Source organism: Collinsella sp. AF02-46-1 (assembly GCF_003465825.1).
Taxonomy (GTDB): Bacteria; Actinomycetota; Coriobacteriia; order Coriobacteriales; family Coriobacteriaceae; genus Collinsella.
Genome location: NZ_QSBV01000013.1, coordinates 49,467 through 67,809, shown reverse-complemented (window position 1 = coordinate 67,809; position 18,343 = coordinate 49,467). Strand labels below are relative to the sequence as shown.

12 protein-coding genes are annotated in these 18,343 nt (G+C 60.3%); 7 read left to right on the top strand and 5 right to left on the bottom strand.

The window, feature by feature from the left end; all coding sequences use genetic code 11:
- Window positions 1-90 precede the first annotated feature (90 nt).
- The 5 genes from DWV20_RS06775 (at window position 91) to xdh (ending at window position 9,467) form a co-directional block, all read left to right on the top strand.
- On the top strand, window positions 91-1,485 hold the full coding sequence (locus tag DWV20_RS06775; RefSeq protein ID WP_055285183.1) for a uracil-xanthine permease family protein: 1,395 nt from the start codon (window positions 91-93) through the stop codon (window positions 1,483-1,485).
- Between the two features lie 195 nt (window positions 1,486-1,680).
- A complete protein-coding gene (ssnA, locus tag DWV20_RS06770) occupies window positions 1,681-3,036 on the top strand; it encodes a putative aminohydrolase SsnA (RefSeq protein ID WP_040359022.1) in 1,356 nt (451 codons plus the stop codon).
- 150 nt (window positions 3,037-3,186) lie between these two features.
- Window positions 3,187-6,186, top strand: coding sequence for a putative selenate reductase subunit YgfK (ygfK, locus tag DWV20_RS06765; RefSeq protein WP_118256659.1), 3,000 nt, complete (start codon window positions 3,187-3,189; stop codon window positions 6,184-6,186).
- A gap of 11 nt (window positions 6,187-6,197) precedes the next feature.
- Window positions 6,198-6,677, top strand: a complete 480-nt coding sequence (locus DWV20_RS06760) for a 4Fe-4S binding protein (protein WP_117773418.1) — start codon at window positions 6,198-6,200, stop codon at window positions 6,675-6,677.
- A gap of 12 nt (window positions 6,678-6,689) precedes the next feature.
- Window positions 6,690-9,467, top strand: a complete 2,778-nt coding sequence (xdh, locus tag DWV20_RS06755) for a selenium-dependent xanthine dehydrogenase (RefSeq protein WP_118256658.1) — start codon at window positions 6,690-6,692, stop codon at window positions 9,465-9,467.
- Between the two features lie 364 nt (window positions 9,468-9,831).
- On the opposite strand, the gene DWV20_RS06750 is transcribed toward xdh, so the two are convergent.
- On the bottom strand, window positions 9,832-10,830 hold the full coding sequence (locus tag DWV20_RS06750; RefSeq protein ID WP_118256657.1) for a hypothetical protein: 999 nt from the start codon (window positions 10,828-10,830) through the stop codon (window positions 9,832-9,834).
- Window positions 10,831-11,671: 841 nt separating this feature from the next.
- On the opposite strand from DWV20_RS06750, the gene DWV20_RS06745 reads away from it, so the two are divergent.
- Window positions 11,672-12,283: a DUF4143 domain-containing protein gene (locus tag DWV20_RS06745; RefSeq protein ID WP_233503776.1), complete on the top strand. Its 612-nt coding sequence runs from the start codon at window positions 11,672-11,674 to the stop codon at window positions 12,281-12,283.
- A gap of 139 nt (window positions 12,284-12,422) precedes the next feature.
- Here the strand turns inward: DWV20_RS06745 and DWV20_RS10130 are convergent, their stop codons facing one another.
- The gene (locus tag DWV20_RS10130) at window positions 12,423-12,548 is read right to left on the bottom strand and encodes a hypothetical protein (RefSeq protein WP_255413317.1); all 126 of its coding nucleotides are present in this window, start codon (window positions 12,546-12,548) and stop codon (window positions 12,423-12,425) included.
- 258 nt (window positions 12,549-12,806) lie between these two features.
- Between DWV20_RS10130 and DWV20_RS06735 the strand changes: the two genes are divergently transcribed.
- The gene (locus DWV20_RS06735; protein ID WP_118256655.1) at window positions 12,807-13,541 is read left to right on the top strand and encodes a 3'-5' exonuclease; all 735 of its coding nucleotides are present in this window, start codon (window positions 12,807-12,809) and stop codon (window positions 13,539-13,541) included.
- Window positions 13,542-13,765: 224 nt separating this feature from the next.
- On the opposite strand, the gene DWV20_RS06730 is transcribed toward DWV20_RS06735, so the two are convergent.
- The 3 genes from DWV20_RS06730 to DWV20_RS06720 are packed head-to-tail and all read right to left on the bottom strand — an operon-like array spanning window position 13,766 to window position 18,343.
- The gene (locus tag DWV20_RS06730) at window positions 13,766-16,678 is read right to left on the bottom strand and encodes a type I restriction endonuclease subunit R (RefSeq protein WP_118256654.1); all 2,913 of its coding nucleotides are present in this window, start codon (window positions 16,676-16,678) and stop codon (window positions 13,766-13,768) included.
- Window positions 16,671-17,807 carry a restriction endonuclease subunit S gene (locus DWV20_RS06725; protein ID WP_118256653.1) on the bottom strand — a complete coding sequence of 379 codons (1,137 nt, stop codon included), beginning with the start codon at window positions 17,805-17,807 and terminating at the stop codon, window positions 16,671-16,673. Before DWV20_RS06725 ends, DWV20_RS06730 begins: the two co-directional genes overlap by 8 nt.
- The gene (locus tag DWV20_RS06720) at window positions 17,804-18,343 is read right to left on the bottom strand and encodes a restriction endonuclease subunit S (RefSeq protein WP_199586795.1); all 540 of its coding nucleotides are present in this window, start codon (window positions 18,341-18,343) and stop codon (window positions 17,804-17,806) included. Before DWV20_RS06720 ends, DWV20_RS06725 begins: the two co-directional genes overlap by 4 nt.

Here is an 18,343-nt window from a genome sequence, read left to right as displayed (position 1 = left end):
CGATATGCAACGAAGGCACAACCTCAACCCCGCACTGCGTCACAATAGAGCGTTAGATGCGAAACAACTATTTCGAGGATTGGTGGTCAAATGACCCAGGAGACGGTTACGAACGGCACTGAAGCCCTGTTCACTCGTGAAGGCATGCCTCCCGTTAAGGAAATGATCCCGTGTGCCCTTCAGCACGTACTGGCTTCGTTTGCCGGTATCATCACCCCGGCTGTCATCATGGCCGGCGTCTACGGCTTTAATAGCCAGCAGAGCACCGACATCATTCAGGTTGCGCTCATTCTTTCGGCAATCGACACGGCCCTTCAGGCCTTCGCTCCCTTCCGCCGCATCGGCGGCGGCCTGCCCATCGTCATGGGCGTCTCGTTCGCGTTCCTGCCGGCCCTGCAGGCCATGGGTGCCTCGGGCTTTAGCTTTGGTGCGCTGCTGGGCGGCGAGATTGTCGGCGGTGCCGTCGCGGTCCTCTTTGGTCTGGCCTACAGCAAGATCAAGTGGCTGTTCCCGCCCGTCGTGACCGGTACGGTCATCTTCTCCATTGGCGTCTCTCTCTATCCCACGGCCGTCAAGTACATGGCCGGTGGCATGGGCACGCCGCTGTGGGGCACTCCGCAGGCCTGGTGCGTCGCTCTTATCACCTTCGCCGTGGTCTTTGCGCTCGCCAACTTTGGCAAGGGCACGCTCAAGCTGGGATCCGTGTTCTTTGGCATGATCGTTGGCATGATCGTTTCGATCCCCTTTGGCATGATCGACTTCTCCAGCGTCGCCACCGCTCAGGTCTTCGCCCTTCCCAAGCTCATGCCCTACGCGCTCGAGTTTGATCCCGAAGTCTGCATTACCCTCGCCGTCGTGTTCCCCATGGTCGCCATCCAGGTTATCGGTGACGTCTCCGCCGCTTGCCTGGGCTCCATCGACCGTATGCCTACCGAGCGCGAGCTCTCCGGCGCTATCGTGTCCCAGGGCCTCACCTCTATGGTCGGCGGCCTGCTGGGCGGTCTTCCCACCAGCGCCCTTGGCCAGAACGTGGGCATCATCTGCTCCAACAAGGTCGTCAACAAGTGGGTCTTTGTGATCATCGCGGCCGTCTTTGCCATCGCCGGTCTGTTCCCGCAGCTCTCTGCCGTCCTTTCCGCTATCCCGCAGCCCGTTATCGGCGGCGCGACCGTCGGCGTCTTTGGCACCATCACCATGAACGGCGTGCGCATGTTCACCCGCGAGGGCCTCACGCAGCGCACTACCACCATCGTCGGCACCTCCGTCGTCTTTGGCCTGGGTATCTGGATGGCCAGCGGTTGCCTTGCCGGCGAGGGTATGCCCGCCTGGGTGTCCACCGTCATCGGTTCCAATGCCGTAACCCCCACCGCCATTATGGCCATTGTCCTTAACCTGATCCTTCCGCAGACGCCGGTCGTGGCTCAACACATCGATGCTGCCAAGGACGCTGCCGTGGATCTGGTCTTGCCCGAGAGCAAGAAGTAACCAATTCGGTGCTATTCGTCGGCGGGCGCATCGCCTCGTCCGCCGACGCCATGCGGCGCCAAGCCGCACTTCAAAGGGTTTGTCCCTTTGGTGAAGCGTTGACGGGAGAGGGCCCGTTTCCGGTGTAGGCCGGCGCTTCGCACTCCGCCATGTCAGAGGTGTCAAACCCCGCCTCTGATGTTGAAGGGAGCATCCATGCTTCTGGTCGCTAACGGTTCCGTTTTTACCCGCAACGCTCAGACCCCGTTTATTCCAAACGGTGCGGTCGCCATTGACGGAGATACGATCGTCGAAGTGGGCCCCGAGTGCGAGCTCAAGGCCAAGTACCCGGATGCCGAGTACGTCGACGCCCAGGGCAACCTCATCATGCCCGGACTCATCAACTGCCACACCCACATCTACTCGGGTCTGGCCCGCGGCCTTGCCATTAAGGGCTGCAACCCCACCAACTTCCTGGAGAATCTTGAGCAGCAGTGGTGGAAGATCGATGACAACCTGACGCTCGACGGCACCAAGGCCAGCGCCTATGCCACGATTCTTGACTCCATCCGCGATGGCGTCACCACGATCTTCGATCACCATGCGAGCTTCTGCGAGATCCCGGGAAGCCTCTTTACCATTAAGGATGCAGCTCAGGAGCTGGGCATGCGTTCGTGCCTGTGCTACGAGGTCTCCGACCGCCGCGGTCAGGAAAAATGCGACCAGGCCATTGCCGAGAACGCCGAGTTTGCCCAGTGGGCCGCCAAGGAGCGTCGCGATAACGACAACCACATGATTGCCGCCATGTTTGGCGGTCACGCCACCTTTACGCTGTCGGACGAGACCATGGATAAGATGGCCGAGGCCAACAACGGCCTGACCGGCTTCCACATCCATGTGTGCGAGGGCATGAATGACGTGTGGGACTCCCGCCTCAACCGCGGTGGCATCAGCCCCGTCGAGCGCCTGCTGCAGCACAATCTGCTGGGTCCCGACACCATGCTCGGCCACTGCATCCACGTGACGCCCGCCGAGATGGATATCGTCAAGGAGTCCGGTACCTGGCTCGTCAACAACCCCGAATCCAATATGGGCAACGCCGTGGGCTGCGCCCCCGTGCTCGAGTTCTTCCGCCGCGGCATCCCCGTGTGCATGGGCACCGACGCCTACACCCACGATATGCTCGAGAGCCTTAAGGTCTTCCTGATCATTCAGCGACACAACGCCGCCATGCCTAACGTGGGCTGGTGCGAGGCCATGACCATGCTGTTCGAGAACAACGCCAAGATGGCGAGCAAGTACTTCGATCGCAAGCTCGGCGTGCTCGAGGCCGGCGCTGCCGCCGATGTCATCGTCATGGACTACAAGCCCTTTACGCCGCTGAGCGAGGAGAATATCGACGGCCACATGCTCTTTGGCATGATGGGCAAAAACTGCCGCACCACCATCATCAACGGCCGCGTCCTGTACAAGGATCGTGAGTTCGTTGGGATTGATGAGGACAAGATCAACGCGTGGACCATGGCCGAGTCCAAGAAGCTCTGGAGCACGCTCAACGATCGCGTGTACTAATTCCAATTGGAGATTCGCGCGCGTCGGATGTTTCGCCGCATCCGACGCGCGCATAGGCGGCCTCCGCGGGGTCGCCGGCGCTGTGCTAGCGCTACACCGTATTTGCGCCCGCCGCGCGGTCTCGCCGGGCGTTACAGAGAGGAGCTCACTATGAGCGACATCATGAGGCCGATCCCGTTTTCGCAGCTGATGAACTGGATCATCGAGGAGCACAAGACCCAGGACGCCATCTTTGGCGTGCGTAAGATGGTCACGACCAACCAGGAGGGTGCGCTTCCCATTTTTGACGAGCGCATCGAGACTCCGTTTGGCCCGGCTGCCGGTCCCAATACGCAGCTGGCCCAGAACATCGTGGCCTCTTATGTGGCCGGTTCTCGCTTCTTTGAGCTCAAGACCGTCCAGGTTATGGACGGCGAGGAGCTCTCCAAGTGCGTCAACAAGCCCTGCATCGTGGCTCAGGACGAGTGCTACAACTGCGAATGGTCGACCGAGCTCGAGGTTCCGCAGGCCTTTGCCGAGTACGTGAAGGCATGGTTTGCCTGCCACCTGATCGCTCGCGAGTACGGTCTGGGCAGCCCGGACGGCTTTGTCTTCAACATGTCGGTGGGCTATGACCTGGAGGGCATTAAGAGCCCCAAGGTCGACGCCTACATCGAGGGCATGAAGGATGCCAGCGGCTCCGACGTCTGGAACGAGTGCCGTGCCTGGGCACTCGCCAACCTGGACAAGTTTGAGCATGTCGACGCCGCGTTTGTCGAGTCCATTCCGGCGCGCGTGTCCAACTCCATCACCGAGTCCACGCTGCATGGCTGCCCGCCCGCCGAGATCGAGCGCATCGCGACCTACCTCATCACCGAGAAGGGCCTCAACACCTACATCAAGTGCAACCCCACGCTGCTGGGCTATGAGTTTGCCCGCCAGCGTCTGAACGAGCTGGGCTTTGACTACATCGTCTTTGATGATACGCACTTCCGCGAGGACCTGCAGTGGGCCGACGCCGTGCCCATGTTCGAGCGCCTGATTGCCCTGTGCGCCGAGCGCGGCCTGGAGTTTGGCGTCAAGCTGACCAACACGTTCCCCGTCGACGTGACGAGGAACGAGCTGCCTTCCACCGAGATGTACATGTCCGGCCGTTCGCTGTTCTCACTGACCATCGAGGCCGCCCGCCGCATTACCGAGCAGTTCGATGGCAAGCTGCGCATCAGCTACTCCGGCGGTGCCACGGTCTACAACATCCGCGCTCTGTACGATGCCGGTATTTGGCCCGTTACCCTGGCGACCGACGTGCTCAAGCCCGGTGGCTACGAGCGCTTTAGCCAGATGGCCGGCGAGTTTACCGACCTGGATGGCAAGCCGTTCGCGGGCGTCTCTCTCGAGGCCGTGACCGCGATCCAGACCGACTCGCTCACCAACCCGCTCTATAAGAAGCCGCTGCGCCCGCTGCCCGACCGCAAGGTCGCCGGCAAGAGCCCGCTTTCCGACTGCTTTACCACGCCGTGCCGCACGAGCTGTCCCATCCAGCAGGATATTCCTGCCTACCTGGCGGCTGTTGACGAGGGCCGCTACGAGGACGCACTCAACATCATCATCGAACGCAACGCCCTGCCGTTCATTACCGGCACCATCTGCCCGCATCCCTGCGGCCGTGCCTGCGAGCGTGCATTTTACGAGCCCGAGGGCGCCCAGATTCGCGCCAGCAAGCTCAAGGCCGCCCGCGAGGCCATGACCGCCGTGCTGCCCAAGCTGCGCGCCCAGGCTATCGCCAACGACGGTGAGCGCAACGTTGCCGTTATCGGCGGCGGCCCGGCCGGCCTGGCGACGGCGTTCTTCCTGACGCGTGCCGGCGTGCCCGTCACCATCTTTGAGGCCCGCGATTCGCTCGGCGGCGTGGTCCGTCACGTGATCCCCGAGTTCCGCATCTCGAGCGACGATATCTCCCACGATGCCGAGCTCTGCCTGGCCTTTGGCGCCAAGGTTCAGCTTAACGCCCGCGTGGAGTCCATTGACGAGCTCAAGGCCCAGGGCTTTACCGACGTTGTCGTGGCCACCGGTGCCTGGATGCCCGGTTCCGCTGGTTTGGGCGAGGGTGCCGAGCTCGACGTGTTGGAGTTCCTCGAGGCCGCCAAGAAGGGCGAGAAGCTCGAGCTGGGCAAGGACGTCGTGGTCATTGGCGCCGGCAATACCGCTATGGACGCGGCCCGCGTGGCCAAGCGCCTTGCTGGCGTGAAGAACGTGCGCCTGGTGTATCGCCGCACCAAGAAGCAGATGCCCGCCGACGAGGAAGAGCTCGATCTTGCTCTTGCCGACGGCGTTGAGTTCTGCGAGCTGCTGGCGCCCAAGGCGCTCAACGGCGCCGTGCTGACCTGCGACGTCATGGAACTTGGCGAGCCGGATGCAAGCGGCCGTCGCAGCCCCGTCGCCACGGGCGAGACCGTCGAGCTTTCCGCCACCACGGTGATCTGCGCCGTGGGCGAGGGCATCGATGCCAGCCTGTACGACGCCGCGGGCGTCGAGCACGACCGTCGCGGCCGCCTTGCCGCCACCTCCACCGGCGTCGAGGGCGTCTGGGCTGCCGGTGACTGCCGCCGCGGTCCCGCTACCGTGGTCGAGGCTATCGCCGACGCCGCCGAGGTCGCCCGTGCCATTGCCGGCGTGGACTTTAACAAGTACGCCGACTGCAACGAGCAGGCCGGCCGCGAGGACACCTGCTACGAGCGCAAGGGATCGCTGTGCCGCGACAAGCGCAACTGCACCAAGACCCGCTGCCTGGGCTGCGGCTCGGTGTGCGAGGTCTGCTGCGATGTGTGCCCCAACCGCGCCAACGTGGCAATTAAGGTGCCGGGCCTGGCCAAGCATCAGGTCGTCCACATCGACGGCATGTGCAACGAGTGCGGCAACTGCGCCGTGTTCTGCCCCTACCAGGAGGGTCGTCCCTACAAGGACAAGCTCACCCTGTTCTGGAGCGATCAGGACATGGAGAACTCCGAGAACGAGGGCTTCCTGGCCGTGGACGAGGACCACTTTAAGGTCCGCGTCGCCGGCACGGTCCGCACCGTCTCGGTCGATGCCGTCAACACCGGTCTGCCCGAGGCCGTCCGCCTGACCATCAAGGCCGTGCGCGACAGCTATCCGTATCTCCTTAAGAAATAGGCGAGTCTCTTATGGCCAAATCCATTCAACATAACGTGGCCTACGTTGCCTGCGGAAGCGGTTGCGCCTCCGCAGGCGGCGACGCCCGCTGCAGCGAAGGCTGCATTGGCTGTGGCGCCTGTGTCACGGCCTGTCCCCACGGCGCCATTGCACTGATTGATGGCATCGCCCGCGTGGACCGCTCCAAGTGCACGGGCTGTGGCCTGTGCGGCATGGCGTGCCCGCAGCGCGTGATTGCCTTTGTTCCCGGCTACCAGAACATCCTGGTGCGCTGCAACAACACCGATAAGGGCGCCATCGCCCGCAAGATTTGCGACACGAGCTGCATCGGTTGCGGCATGTGCGCCAAAAAATGCCCTGCCGGCGCTATCCGCATCGAGGACAACTGTGCCCACATCGACGGTGCGGACTGCCTGTCGTGCGGCATGTGCGCCGTCGTTTGCCCGCATGGCGCCATCCACGACCGCACCGGCATCGCCGCCGGCGTGTAGAAGGGAATCACCATGGCACAGGAATTCACTTTTACCGTTAACGGCGTCGAGCACACGACGACCCAAAACAAACCGCTGCTGCGCTACCTGCGCGACGACCTGCACATCCATTCCGCCAAGGACGGCTGCTCCGAGGGTGCTTGCGGCACCTGCACCATTCATGTGGACGGTGCGGCCGTCAAGGCCTGCGTGCTGACCACCGCCCTTGCCGCCGGCCGCAACATCGTGACTGTCGAGGGCCTGCCCGAGGACGTGCGCGAGGCCTTTGTGTACGCCTTTGGCGCCGTGGGTGCCGTGCAGTGCGGTTTTTGCATCCCCGGTATGGTCATGGCAGGCGCGGCGCTGATCGCCGAGGACCCCGAGCCCACCGAGGAGCAGATCAAGTACGCCATCCGCGGCAACGTCTGCCGCTGCACCGGCTACAAGAAGATCATCGAGGGCATTTCGCTGGCAGCTGCGGTGCTCCGCGGCGAAAAGCAGATTGACGAGGGCCTGGAGCGCGGCGACGACTACGGCGTGGGCAAGCGCGCCTTCCGTATCGACGTGCGCAAGAAGGTGCTCGGCGAAGGCAAATACCCCGATGACATCGACGAGCTCGATCAGCCGGGTCTGACCTACGCCAGCGCCGTGCGCTCCAAGTATCCGCGCGCCCGCGTGCTCTCCATCGACACCTCCAAGGCCGAGGCCCTGCCCGGTGTGGTGGGCATCCTGCGCGCCGAGGACGTGCCGGTCAACCAGGTCGGCCACCTTATCCAGGACTGGGACGTCATGATCGCCCAGGGCGATATCACCCGCTGCGTGGGCGATGCCATCGTGCTGGTGGTTGCCGAGGACGAGGCGACGCTCGAGAAGGCCAAGAAGCTCGTAAAGATCGATTACGAGCCGCTGGAGCCCGTGCGTAACATTGTCGAGGCCAGGGCTGCCGACGCCCCGCGCCTGCACGACAGCTTCTTTGCCTTTGGCAACACGGTGGAGCTCAAGGACAACGTGTGCCAGAGCCGTCACGTGACGCGCGGCGACGCCGCCAAGGCGCTGGCAGAGAGCGCGTTCACCGTGACGCAGCGCTTTACCACGCCCTTTACCGAGCATGCCTTCTTGGAGCCCGAGTGCGCCGTTGCCTTCCCGTACAAGAACGGCGTTAAGGTGCAGTCGACCGACCAGGGTGCCTACGACACGCGCAAAGAGTGTGCCCATATGTTTGGCTGGGATAGCGAACCCGAGCGTGTGGTCGTCGAAACCATGCTCGTGGGTGGCGGCTTTGGCGGCAAGGAGGACGTGTCCATCCAGCACCTGGCCGCGCTCGCCGCATATAAGTTCCAACGTCCTGTGAAGTGCAAGCTCACGCGCGCTGAGTCGCTTGCGTTCCATCCTAAGCGCCATGCCATGGACGGTACCTTTACGCTGGGTTGCGACGCCGAGGGCAACTTTACCGGCCTTGATTGCGAGATCAACTTTGATACCGGCGCCTACGCTTCGCTGTGCGGCCCGGTGCTCGAGCGCGCCTGTACGCACGCCGTTGGCCCCTACAAGTACCAGAACACCGACATTCGCGGCTTTGGCTACTACACCAACAACCCGCCCGCCGGCGCGTACCGCGGCTTTGGCGTTTGCCAGTCCGAGTTTGCGCTCGAGAGCTTGATCGACTTGCTGGCAGAGAAGGTCGGCCTGGACCCGTGGGAGATTCGTTACAGAAACGCCATCGAGCCGGGCGAGGTTTTGCCCAACGGCCAGATTGCCGACTGCTCCACGGCGCTGAAGGAGACGCTGCTTGAGGTCAAGGATGCCTACTATGCGCATCCCGGACACGCCGGTATCGCCTGCGCCATGAAGAACGCCGGCGTGGGCGTGGGCCTGCCCGATGCCGGCCGCTGCAAGATTCGCGTCGAGGATGGCCGCGCCGTGGTCTACGCCGCCACGTCCGACATCGGCCAGGGCTGCAACACGGTCTTTTTGCAGGACGTTGCCGAGGCCTGCGGTCTGCCGCTGAGCTGCATTGCCAATGGCGAGTGCTCCACCGAGAACGCTCCCGACTCCGGCACCACGTCTGGCTCGCGTCAGACGGTCGTGACCGGCGAGGCCGTGCGCGGCGCCGCCTTCTTGCTGCGCGATGCCATGCTCGGCATCGAGGCCGGCAAGCCTGCGCCCGATGCTCCCGTGAGCGCCCATGGCGACGGCGTCAAGATCGAGTACGACGACGGTCGCGCCTACCAGCTGCGCACGCAGGAACTCGTCGCCGGCCAGGGTATGCATCCTCAGGATCCCGCGGCCGCCATCAAGGCGCTCGAGGGCTGCGAGTTTGGCTACGTGTACCTGGAGCCGACCGACAAACTGGGCGCCGACGTCCCCAACCCCAAGAGTCACATCTGCTACGGCTTTGCCACGCATGTGGTCATTCTGGATGATGACGGCCGCGTGAGCGAGGTCTATGCCGCGCACGATTCCGGCAAGGTGGTCAACCCCATCTCCATCCAGGGTCAGATCGAAGGCGGCGTGCTCATGGGTATGGGCTATGCGCTTACCGAGGATTGGCCACTCAAGGACTGCGTGCCCCAGACAAGGTACGGTACGCTCGGGCTGTTCCGTGCGCCCGAGATTCCGGATATCCACGCCATCTACGTGGAGAAGGACGAGCTGCTGCCCGTGGCATACGGCGGCAAGGGCATCGGCGAGATCGCCACGATTCCCACGGCGCCCGCCGTACAGAACGCCTATCGCGCGTTTGACGGCAAGCTGCGTCCGGATCTGCCCATGGTGGATACGCCGTACAGCCGCGCCCGTCACCGCGGGTAGGGTAGAGCGCGGACGGCCATTGCTGACTGCCGTCTGCGCTTGCCATCAACTGTATAAGCTGCGCCTTTGGCCCCAGCTCCATCGTGAGCCGGGGCCTTTTGTTTGGAGCGCCTCCGCATACGGAAACTGCGTCCCGGAATCGTGCCCCAGAATGGGATGCGGTTTCCGCTGAAGGACTCAACCGGAAAGCACAACCCGTTCTGAGGCCGGATTCCGGGATACGGTTTCCGCTAGGCATGCCATCTGGAAAGCGCATCCCGTTTTGAGCGTCCAAGCTGGGACGCGCTTTCCGTTGGCGTGGCCGTTGGGAAAACGCGGCCCAGATAGGGGGGATGCGATCCGGCGATGCGCGGCCTAGCAGCTCCTACAGCTCCACGTCGTTGAGCCATGTCGGCAGCGCGGTCTGCCGGATGCCTGCCGTCTGCAGCTTTTTGGCGAGCATTCCTGCCGAGCGGACCTCGTTCATGGTAAAGCGCAGCAGAGGGTGACCGTAGAGCGATAGGTGCGCCTCTCGCTGTCGTTCGGCAACGAGCGCCTCGGCGGTGGTGCGTCCGGCCAGCATGGTCTGGTCGGTATATTTGATGAGCCCGTCGAGCTCGCCCAGCGTGAGCTCCCGCGCCTGGCGCTCCCAGGCAAAGTCCGTTCGTATGGGCTTGGCCGAATCGAAGGGGTCCGTCAACTCGTATTGAAGCCAGTCGGGCGCAAAGCCCGTCTCGATCATGACGGCTCGGGCGACCGATTCCCCGCCGCTCTCGGCGCGGGCGTCGGCATATCGAAGCGTTGTGAGGGCGGTGCGAATCGCGCGACCATTGCGGGCAGTCGCTCGTTGCTCAACGGCCTCCATCAGCTGTTCCCGTGCAAGGCCGAGCTTTAAGATCGCCGAATCGGCAATGGGCATGCCGTCGGCAAAACCAGTTTGCAGCAGGCAATCTGTGACCGTTTGGATGGGCGGCGTTACCGATATGCCGGCTCTGCGTATTGCTCCGGCCGGCTCAATCTGGTGCCGCTGAATATGTGCGCCCGGACGAGCCGACGGCTTTGTCGAGCTGCAAACATGCACGACGTTCAGGTGTCGCCACGAGACCTCGAGCCCAAGCAGACAGGCGGCCGAAAACGAGCAGAACGTCCAATCGGGGTGGATGATCGCAAGGGTGCGGATAATCTCGCAATGACGTTGCGCTCGGTTGAGTTCATCCCAGCGCATTTTGCGTGCGAACAGTCCCGGCATGGGCGAGACGATCGCGCTGCCGATGCGCCGAAGGAGCGCTTTTCGGATCGCCGCGCTTGGGGGAATCAGACAACGCCCCTCTTGTTCGGCTTGAGTGAGCAGTTGGTCGATGAGTTGGTCATTGCAATGGGTCATGAGCTACCGCCTCCTTTTGGGTAGCAAAAACGTATCAGCTGGAACTTGCCGCTCAGCTGACCAAAAGCTGACCAAAATCTAACCATGCAGGTAGATGGCCTGTTTTCGGCGACATTTTTACATTCGAATCGGTGGGCGGTAATCGGCGACCGTGAACGGTAGCTAGATATGAAACCTTGGTAAGTTTAGGGACGTGTACTTTTTTGAAAAAGAGCATTCTATCTGCTGTTTTGTGTTTCTGGATCGCATATTTGAAGGCATGTGATAAGGGCAGCGGCCTGTCGCCTTGTATCTGCGGAAACTGTGACCCGGAATTGTCACTCGGAATGGGATGTGCTTTCCGGATCGCCCTTCAAGCGGAAACTACATCCCAGATTTCGGCTCCAAACCGGGATGTGCTTTCCCGGCGGTGTCTCTGGCGGAAATTGCACCCCGGAATGAGCGCTCAGAGTGGAACATGCTTTCCTAACGAAGCCGCATGCGGAAACTACGTCCCGGATTCGATGCTCAGGACGGGATGCCGTTTCCGATAGAGGCATGGGGTGGAAAGTCTCCCATTTCTAATGTTCAAGAAATGGGAGGCAGCTCATCGCGAGCTGGGCCTTTTGTTTGGAGCGGAGGCAGCATCCCGGAATTCGGGCAATCCGGTGGTCAGGGGTTGAGCGAGCGTCGCGCTAAGGATGCCAAGCGTAAAACCTTCAATGAACATAGCGTAAAAACTACATCCGCAACGGCGTAAAAACTACATTGGAAGTAGCGTAAAATCCGCATTGAGAATGGCGTAATTTCGTATATCGCATGATCGCCCGAGCTTGCACACGGCCTTTTGCGAGCTCTTGCCATGAACGAGAGCCAGGCTGTCACGTACAAGACGCTCATAAAGGACGCCTCGTACGGTGAGGCGGGCCCCGACGAGAGGACCATCGCTGCGCACCTGGATCTCTTCAACAGGCTCAAGCTGACCGAGGACCTGTGCGGATGGGAGCCGCCCATGCGCTCGAAGGCTCGCGTTCGCGTGCGCCCCAAGCGCTACTTCTGCGACCCGTCATTTGCGGCGGCGTTGCTGGGGGCTACCCCTGAGCGGCTGCTTGGCGATATGCAAACGCTGGGGATGCTCTTTGAGGACCTCGTTCTGCGCGACGTGCGCGTGTTCCTTTCCACCTACGGCGGTGTCGACAACAGTGTCCATTATTTCCGAGATGAGAAGGGCCTTGAGGTCGATCTGATCGTTGAGCACGACGGGCGCTGGGGAGCTATCGAGGTCAAGCTGAGTGATGCGAAAGCAGACGATGGAGCGAGAAATCTCAAGGCGCTGGAGAGGAAAGTGCTCTCCAATCCTGCCGCCCAGAATGCCGCGCCGGCGTTTTTGGCGGTCGTGGTTGGAAAGGGGAGCATTGCCTACACACGCGACGACGGCGTGGCGGTGATCCCCATGGCGGCACTTGGGGCGTAGCGGTTTTGCGGGCGTGCCGTGCTTCCTTTACCGAAAATCCATTTGGTAAACCCGGCGCCCGTGGGTAAAATAAGGTCGACGGCAGCCCAAGTAGTGAAGAGCTGGGCAGCGCCGTTGCTTGGATTAAGGGGTCATCGCCTTAGCGGCGTCGACCCCTCTTTTTATGCTTCGTACGCTGCTTGAGTGCCTCGGTAAGTCCGATAAGCGCCGTGAGGAGCGAGACCAAAGCGGTCAGGAGCTTCACGAAATCAGTCAGATCGGTCATGGGCATCACCTCCCGTCGCATGGAGGGCGCTGCCCGGCACATGGAACTGCCGTCAACAATAACCAGTCTATCAAACTGCAGCCATAAATACGAATATATGTTCGATAATAACAACGACGTGACCATTTCAAAGCGCAGCCTTACGCAAGGATGTCGGAAAGCTGCACTGTGCGATTTCATGTCCGCACGGACACTTATCCTTACGGCAATGTAGCTGCCTGTGAAACAGGCGGCAGTTGACGGAGAAAGGCCCTCACCGTGCCAGACAAAAAGACGCCGTGTATCTCGGCTATCGATACGACGAACTTTGCGCGTCAGATTGTGCTCGACTTCGAGTTTGCGCCGGTGTCAAGGCAGCGCCAGCGCCGCGGGTTGCGCAACGAGATTATCGAGGTCGGCGCGGTTAAGCTCGATAACCGCGGCAACGTGATGGGCGAGTTCTCGCAGTTTGTGCAGACGGAATATGCCGAAGGCGTTGCGTTCCCCGTTCGCGAGCTTACGGGGATATCGGCCGTGGACACCGCGATGGCCGATCCGCTCTACATGGTGATCAAAAGGCTCAGCGATTGGATCGGTCGCTACTCCGCCCAGGTGGTCTGTTGGAGCGGGGCGGACCGTCGACAGCTTTTGACCGAGTGCCAGGCAAAGCACATCGATCTTTCCGCATTTCCTGCGGACTGGGCCGACCTGCAGGCGTTTTACACCTCGATCATGGACGTGGGCAGCCACGGGCGCGTCTCTTTGAGTGACGCGGCAGCGTGGTTTGGCATCGATTTTGACGAGTCGACGGGCCACGCCCACAGCGCCCTTGCCGATGCGCGCGTAACCGCCAAGCTGCTCAAGCAGATGATGGACGGGGACTACCGTGTGAGCCCGCACGCCCAGGAGATCCGCCAGCGGTGGGGGATGGGCGAGCGAGCCCAGACGCGCCTTTCCAGCAGGTGCCCCGAGCTGGGCGACCTGCTGCTAAAGCTGAAGGCGGAGGGAAGGTAGGGGGCGGACATCATTGTCGTTTTCGCCTGCGAAGAAGGAATCAATTAACTACAAAGTGTGGATGGCTTCTAGTGAAGACTTAACCACCAGATTATGAAAGGGTTAGCGGGCCATTGGGGTTGCAGTGTTCACCCGTCGCAAGACGTCGCTCGTTCAAATTGGGACGCTCCGCATCCGATGAAATGGTTGATGCGGAGCGTCCCTAGAGACCTGTCTTCTGTTGCCTAATAGTAGAGTTCAATATACGAATACGCCTTATCAAAAAGAGCCTGGTCTTTGAGCTTGTAGCGCATCCAAAGAATGGCGCGTAGCTGCTTCTTGACTTCTTTGACGCCTGCTGTGGTTGCCTGCCAACCGTCGAATCGGGTGATCTTAACGATTTCGTCGATGTCGCCGACGATGTTTTCGACGATGATTGGCGTGTCCCCATTCTTTACACCATTGAAGAGTTCTGTGAGGGCCGCCTTGCCCTTGTCCTCCTCTTCTTCGGGCACGACTTCCTTTTCGGCCGCTCGAGCCTCTCTGGCGAGGTCGATGAGCATCTTGAGGAACTCGACGCTGTTGATGAGACCTTGCTCGTGACGTTCCCTCAGGTCCTCCAGGCGCTCGCCGAGCTTCTGGAACTTGCCATTCTTATCGTGCCTGCGGATTCGGGCGACGAGATCTATCTCCAGCTTACGCGTGATCTTCTCGGTATTGCTCTTGTCGTTGATGAAGTGCTCGATCATGTCCTCGTCGAGTTCAAGGATGTCGTCATCGTCTCGGACTCTCTCGACGGTGATGTTCTCGTGCACGAGCTCGATTGTCTTGGGCCCGAGCGCTGCCCAGATGAGCTTCCCGCGATTGTCTACCGGTCTCACGGAATCGTAGACCTGCGAGAGCCAGATGAAATCGGGCTTGTAGGGATTGAGACATGGGTCGGGCGAAAGGGCTTCCCACGCTCTGTTCAAGACCGAGAAGTCGGCCCCAAACTGGTCTTTCACCTTTGTCGTTGGCAGGCATTGTTGAGCTTCGAGAAGTGACTCCCAATCCGCGCTGCGGCGGTCTCTGACCGTTGAGAAGTACTCAAGACAGCAATGCATAAGCCCGGGTAGCTCGGCCTTTACCTCGTCGATGTTGGTTATAACCTTCTGCACCTCGGCCTCGTCGAAGTGCAGAGACTTGGCGACGTTGTCGAAGAGGCCGATATAGTCGACAATGAGACCGAATGTCTTCTTGTCGTTGTAGACGCGGTTGGTTCGACAGATTGCCTGCAACAGCGTGTGGTCGCGCAAGGGCTTGTCAAGGTACTGAGTTTGCAGGATGGGCGCATCGAACCCCGTGAGCAGCTTTGCAGTGACGATGAGAATCTTGAGCGGATCGTCCGGGTCGCGGAAACGGTCAAGGAGCTTTTCCTCGGCATCGCGATCTCGACGGTATGCCTTGTAGCGGTCTTCCTTGTCGTTGTTCGTGTCCATGACGATGGTGACTGCGTCAGTGCCCAAGAGCTTGTCGAGCTCCTCCTTATACAGCAGGCAGCACTCTCGGTCGTAGCAGACTACCTGCGCCTTGAAGCCGTCGGGCTCAACCTTTGACTTGAAGTGCCTGGCGATGTGCTCGCATACCTTGTGGATGCGGTCGGGGGCCTTCATGACGGACTCGATCTTGACGCGCCTGGTGAGTTCCGCCTTGTCCTCTTTGCTGAGGTCTCGGGTCATTTCGTCAAAGGCGGCGTTCACGACCTCTTGGTTGACGTGGAGCTCGACGGGAACGGTTTCAAAATGGAGCGGCAATGTGGCGTGGTCGCGGATGGAGTCGGCGAAGGAATAGCGGCTCATGTAGCCGGACTTGTCCTCTTTGGCACCGAAGGTGTGGAACGTGTTCTTGTCGGTTCGGTTGATGGGCGTGCCGGTCAAGCCGAAGAAGAAGGCGTTTGGCAAGGCGAGTCGCATCTTCTCGCCGAGGTCGCCCTCTTGGGTGCGGTGCGCCTCGTCGACCATGAGGATGATGTTCTCGCGCTCGTTGAGCGTCCCCGCAACCTCGCTGAATTTGAAGATGGTGGTGATGAGGATCTTTCTCATGTCCTGCTTGAAGAAGGACTCAAGCTCCTCCTTGCTGCCGGCGCTTGCGAGGTTGGGGATGTCGGATGCGTTGAAGGTCCCCGTGATCTGGGTCTCGAGGTCGATTCGGTCATCCACGATGACGACGGTCGGGTTCTTGGGTTCGGGGACCATGCGCAGCTTCTGGGCAGCGAATACCATGAGCAGTGACTTTCCTGAGCCCTGGAAATGCCAAATGAGGCCACGCTTCGGGTATCCTGCGCGGACGCGGTCCACGATGAGGTTCGCGCCCTCGAACTGTTGGTAACGACAGATCAGCTTGATGCGTCGATGCTTCTTGTCGGTGGCGAAGAGCGTGAAGAACTGGAAGATGTCCATGACGTTCGTGGGGGTTAGCATGGACGCCATGCTTCTCTTGACGTCGGCAAGTGTGCCCTCGCTCTTCTTGTCGCCCTCATGCCAGGGTCCCCACATCTCGGGAGGCATGTTCACCGACCCGTAGCGATAGCATTTTCCTTCGCTGGCGAAGTTGATGGCGCTACAGACGAACATCTGCGGGATGCTCTTCTCATATTTAGCGATGTCGCCAGCGCCGTCGAGCCAGGTTATCGAATCGCGCACCGGCGTCTTGAACTCGCCGATGACGAGCGGAAATCCATTGACAAGAAGGACGAGGTCGAGGCGCTTGCCGCCCTGCTCCTGGGGGTAGACCCACTGGTTGGTGACGATGTACTCGTTTTTGTCAAGATCGCCGTCCGCCGCCGTGCCAAAGAAGCGGATGGGGACCATGCGGCCGTCTTTGCCGTAGGGGAATGAGTTCTCCTCGATGACGAGCTTTTTGAACCGCTCGTTGGTGGAGACCAGGTTCTGCGGACTTGTGGACTGAATGAGGGCCCTGAGTCGGTAGATGATCTCGTCGGCGCGATCGGGGTCTTCTGCGATCTCCGGGTTAAGCCTGATGAGGGCGTCCTTGACCATGGGCTCGACCATGACGTCGGCATGGCGGCGCGGGAGGTCTTCGGCAGCAACGTATCTCCAGCCAAGGCTGGCAAGCGCCTCGACGCTCATTTGCTCGATGGTGTTGTCCTCGTTAAACATCTCCGAGTCCTAACTCCTGGTTCAAGATTTTCTTCGTCGTGGCGTTTAGCTCATCGAGGGCCTTTTGTACGGCAAATTTCGATTTGTCGACCTGAAGCACGAAGTCGGTGAACTCCTCCTGGAGTTCGAGCGGGGGAACTATAATGCTCGTCCTTCCAATTACGTTTAGATGGAGGTGTTTTACAGCAATCCCCTTAACGCCGCCTGTAAATTGGTCCTGCACTCTTGCGCTTTTTAGTTGTTCTCGTAGGAATACTCCATCAAGAATGTCGCGACGGTATTTGAGGACAGCGAGACTTTCGAATAGACCGATTGGAAAATCGACATCGACAATAGCCGGCATACCAAGTGATCCACTTTTTGTAAGAAGCACATCGCCGATTTGGGTTTCACAACGGTTTTGAATGGACTCATATTCATCCGTGCTTATATGCTTGATGTCGCTGAAATCTAGCTTGCCATCTGATGTGACATTCTTCGCAGAAATGAATGCAATTCCAGCTTCTTGATATTGGGGCGTTTTATGGGTGCCATCAGTAATTTTCGTGCATGCTTGCGAGAGGGGAATCAGCGGAAACTCTTTCTTGGAAAAAATTTCGACAAATTGTGATTTGACGACGTCGTCGCAGGTCGTGAGCAGCTTACGATAATGCCCCTTGAGGCTCTCGGCTTCCGAGAGGATGCCGGCAAGCTCGCGTTGTTTTCCCGGCGAGGGCAAGTCAAATTCCAAGGTCCGGAGATCTTTCCAGTTTGCCGTCGGCGAAAGAGAGCCGACGGAGACCCGTATTGCCTCGTCAAGGAACATGTCGGAGCTGATGAAAAACGGGAAGAACATCGGATCGACGACATCGGCCTTCGGGCGCAGCACCATCCCGTGAGCCGAGAAGATGCCATCGAAGGGTGCTATGCCGACCTTCTTCTGATAGGCCCTTCGGCGGCCGAACAGGACATCGCCTTTCTTCATGAGCAGTTTGTCGCCCTTGGGAGTAACCTCGGCGCCCCAGCGGGTCACCTCAAGAGTGCCCGGATCAAGGTGCTCCAGTCCAACGTACCGGTTGCGATCGCTTTCCTCGGGTTTTTTCTTGGCGGTGCTGTTCTCGGCTATCTGGTCGAATCTATACCTTGTCATGCCGCGCACCCCCAGCAGCTAAATTGTGATTTGACGACGTCATCGCAGGCTGTAAGCAGCTGCCTGTAGTGAGACCGCGTTTCTTGTGCGGTCCAGAGTATGTCGGCAAGTTCTTCTTGCTTAGCGATGTTGGGGAGCTCGAACTCAAATTGCGAAAGGCTCTGCCACTTGACTCTTGGCGAGAGGGAGCCTGCCGAATTGGTGACGGCGTGCTCGAATAGGGCGTCATTCTGGATGATGAACGGGAGCAGTCTCGGAGAGAGGTTGTCCTTGGGGGCGATGACGGTGATGTCTCCGGAGCAGATTCCGTCGAATGGGGCGACGGCTGCTTTACGTAGGTAGGCCCTACGACGCCCGAATAGCACCTGCCCCTTTGAGAAAGCCTTAGTGAAGGTGGTCCTGACACCTTCGTCCCAGTGGGCGAGTTCGACCTCGCCGGGGTCTAGATGCTCAAGGCCGACCGTCGGCAGCTCTTGCCCCGCAGGGACCTTCTGTTTTATTTCGCGGGCCACATCGCCCAGGCAAACGTGGGTCAT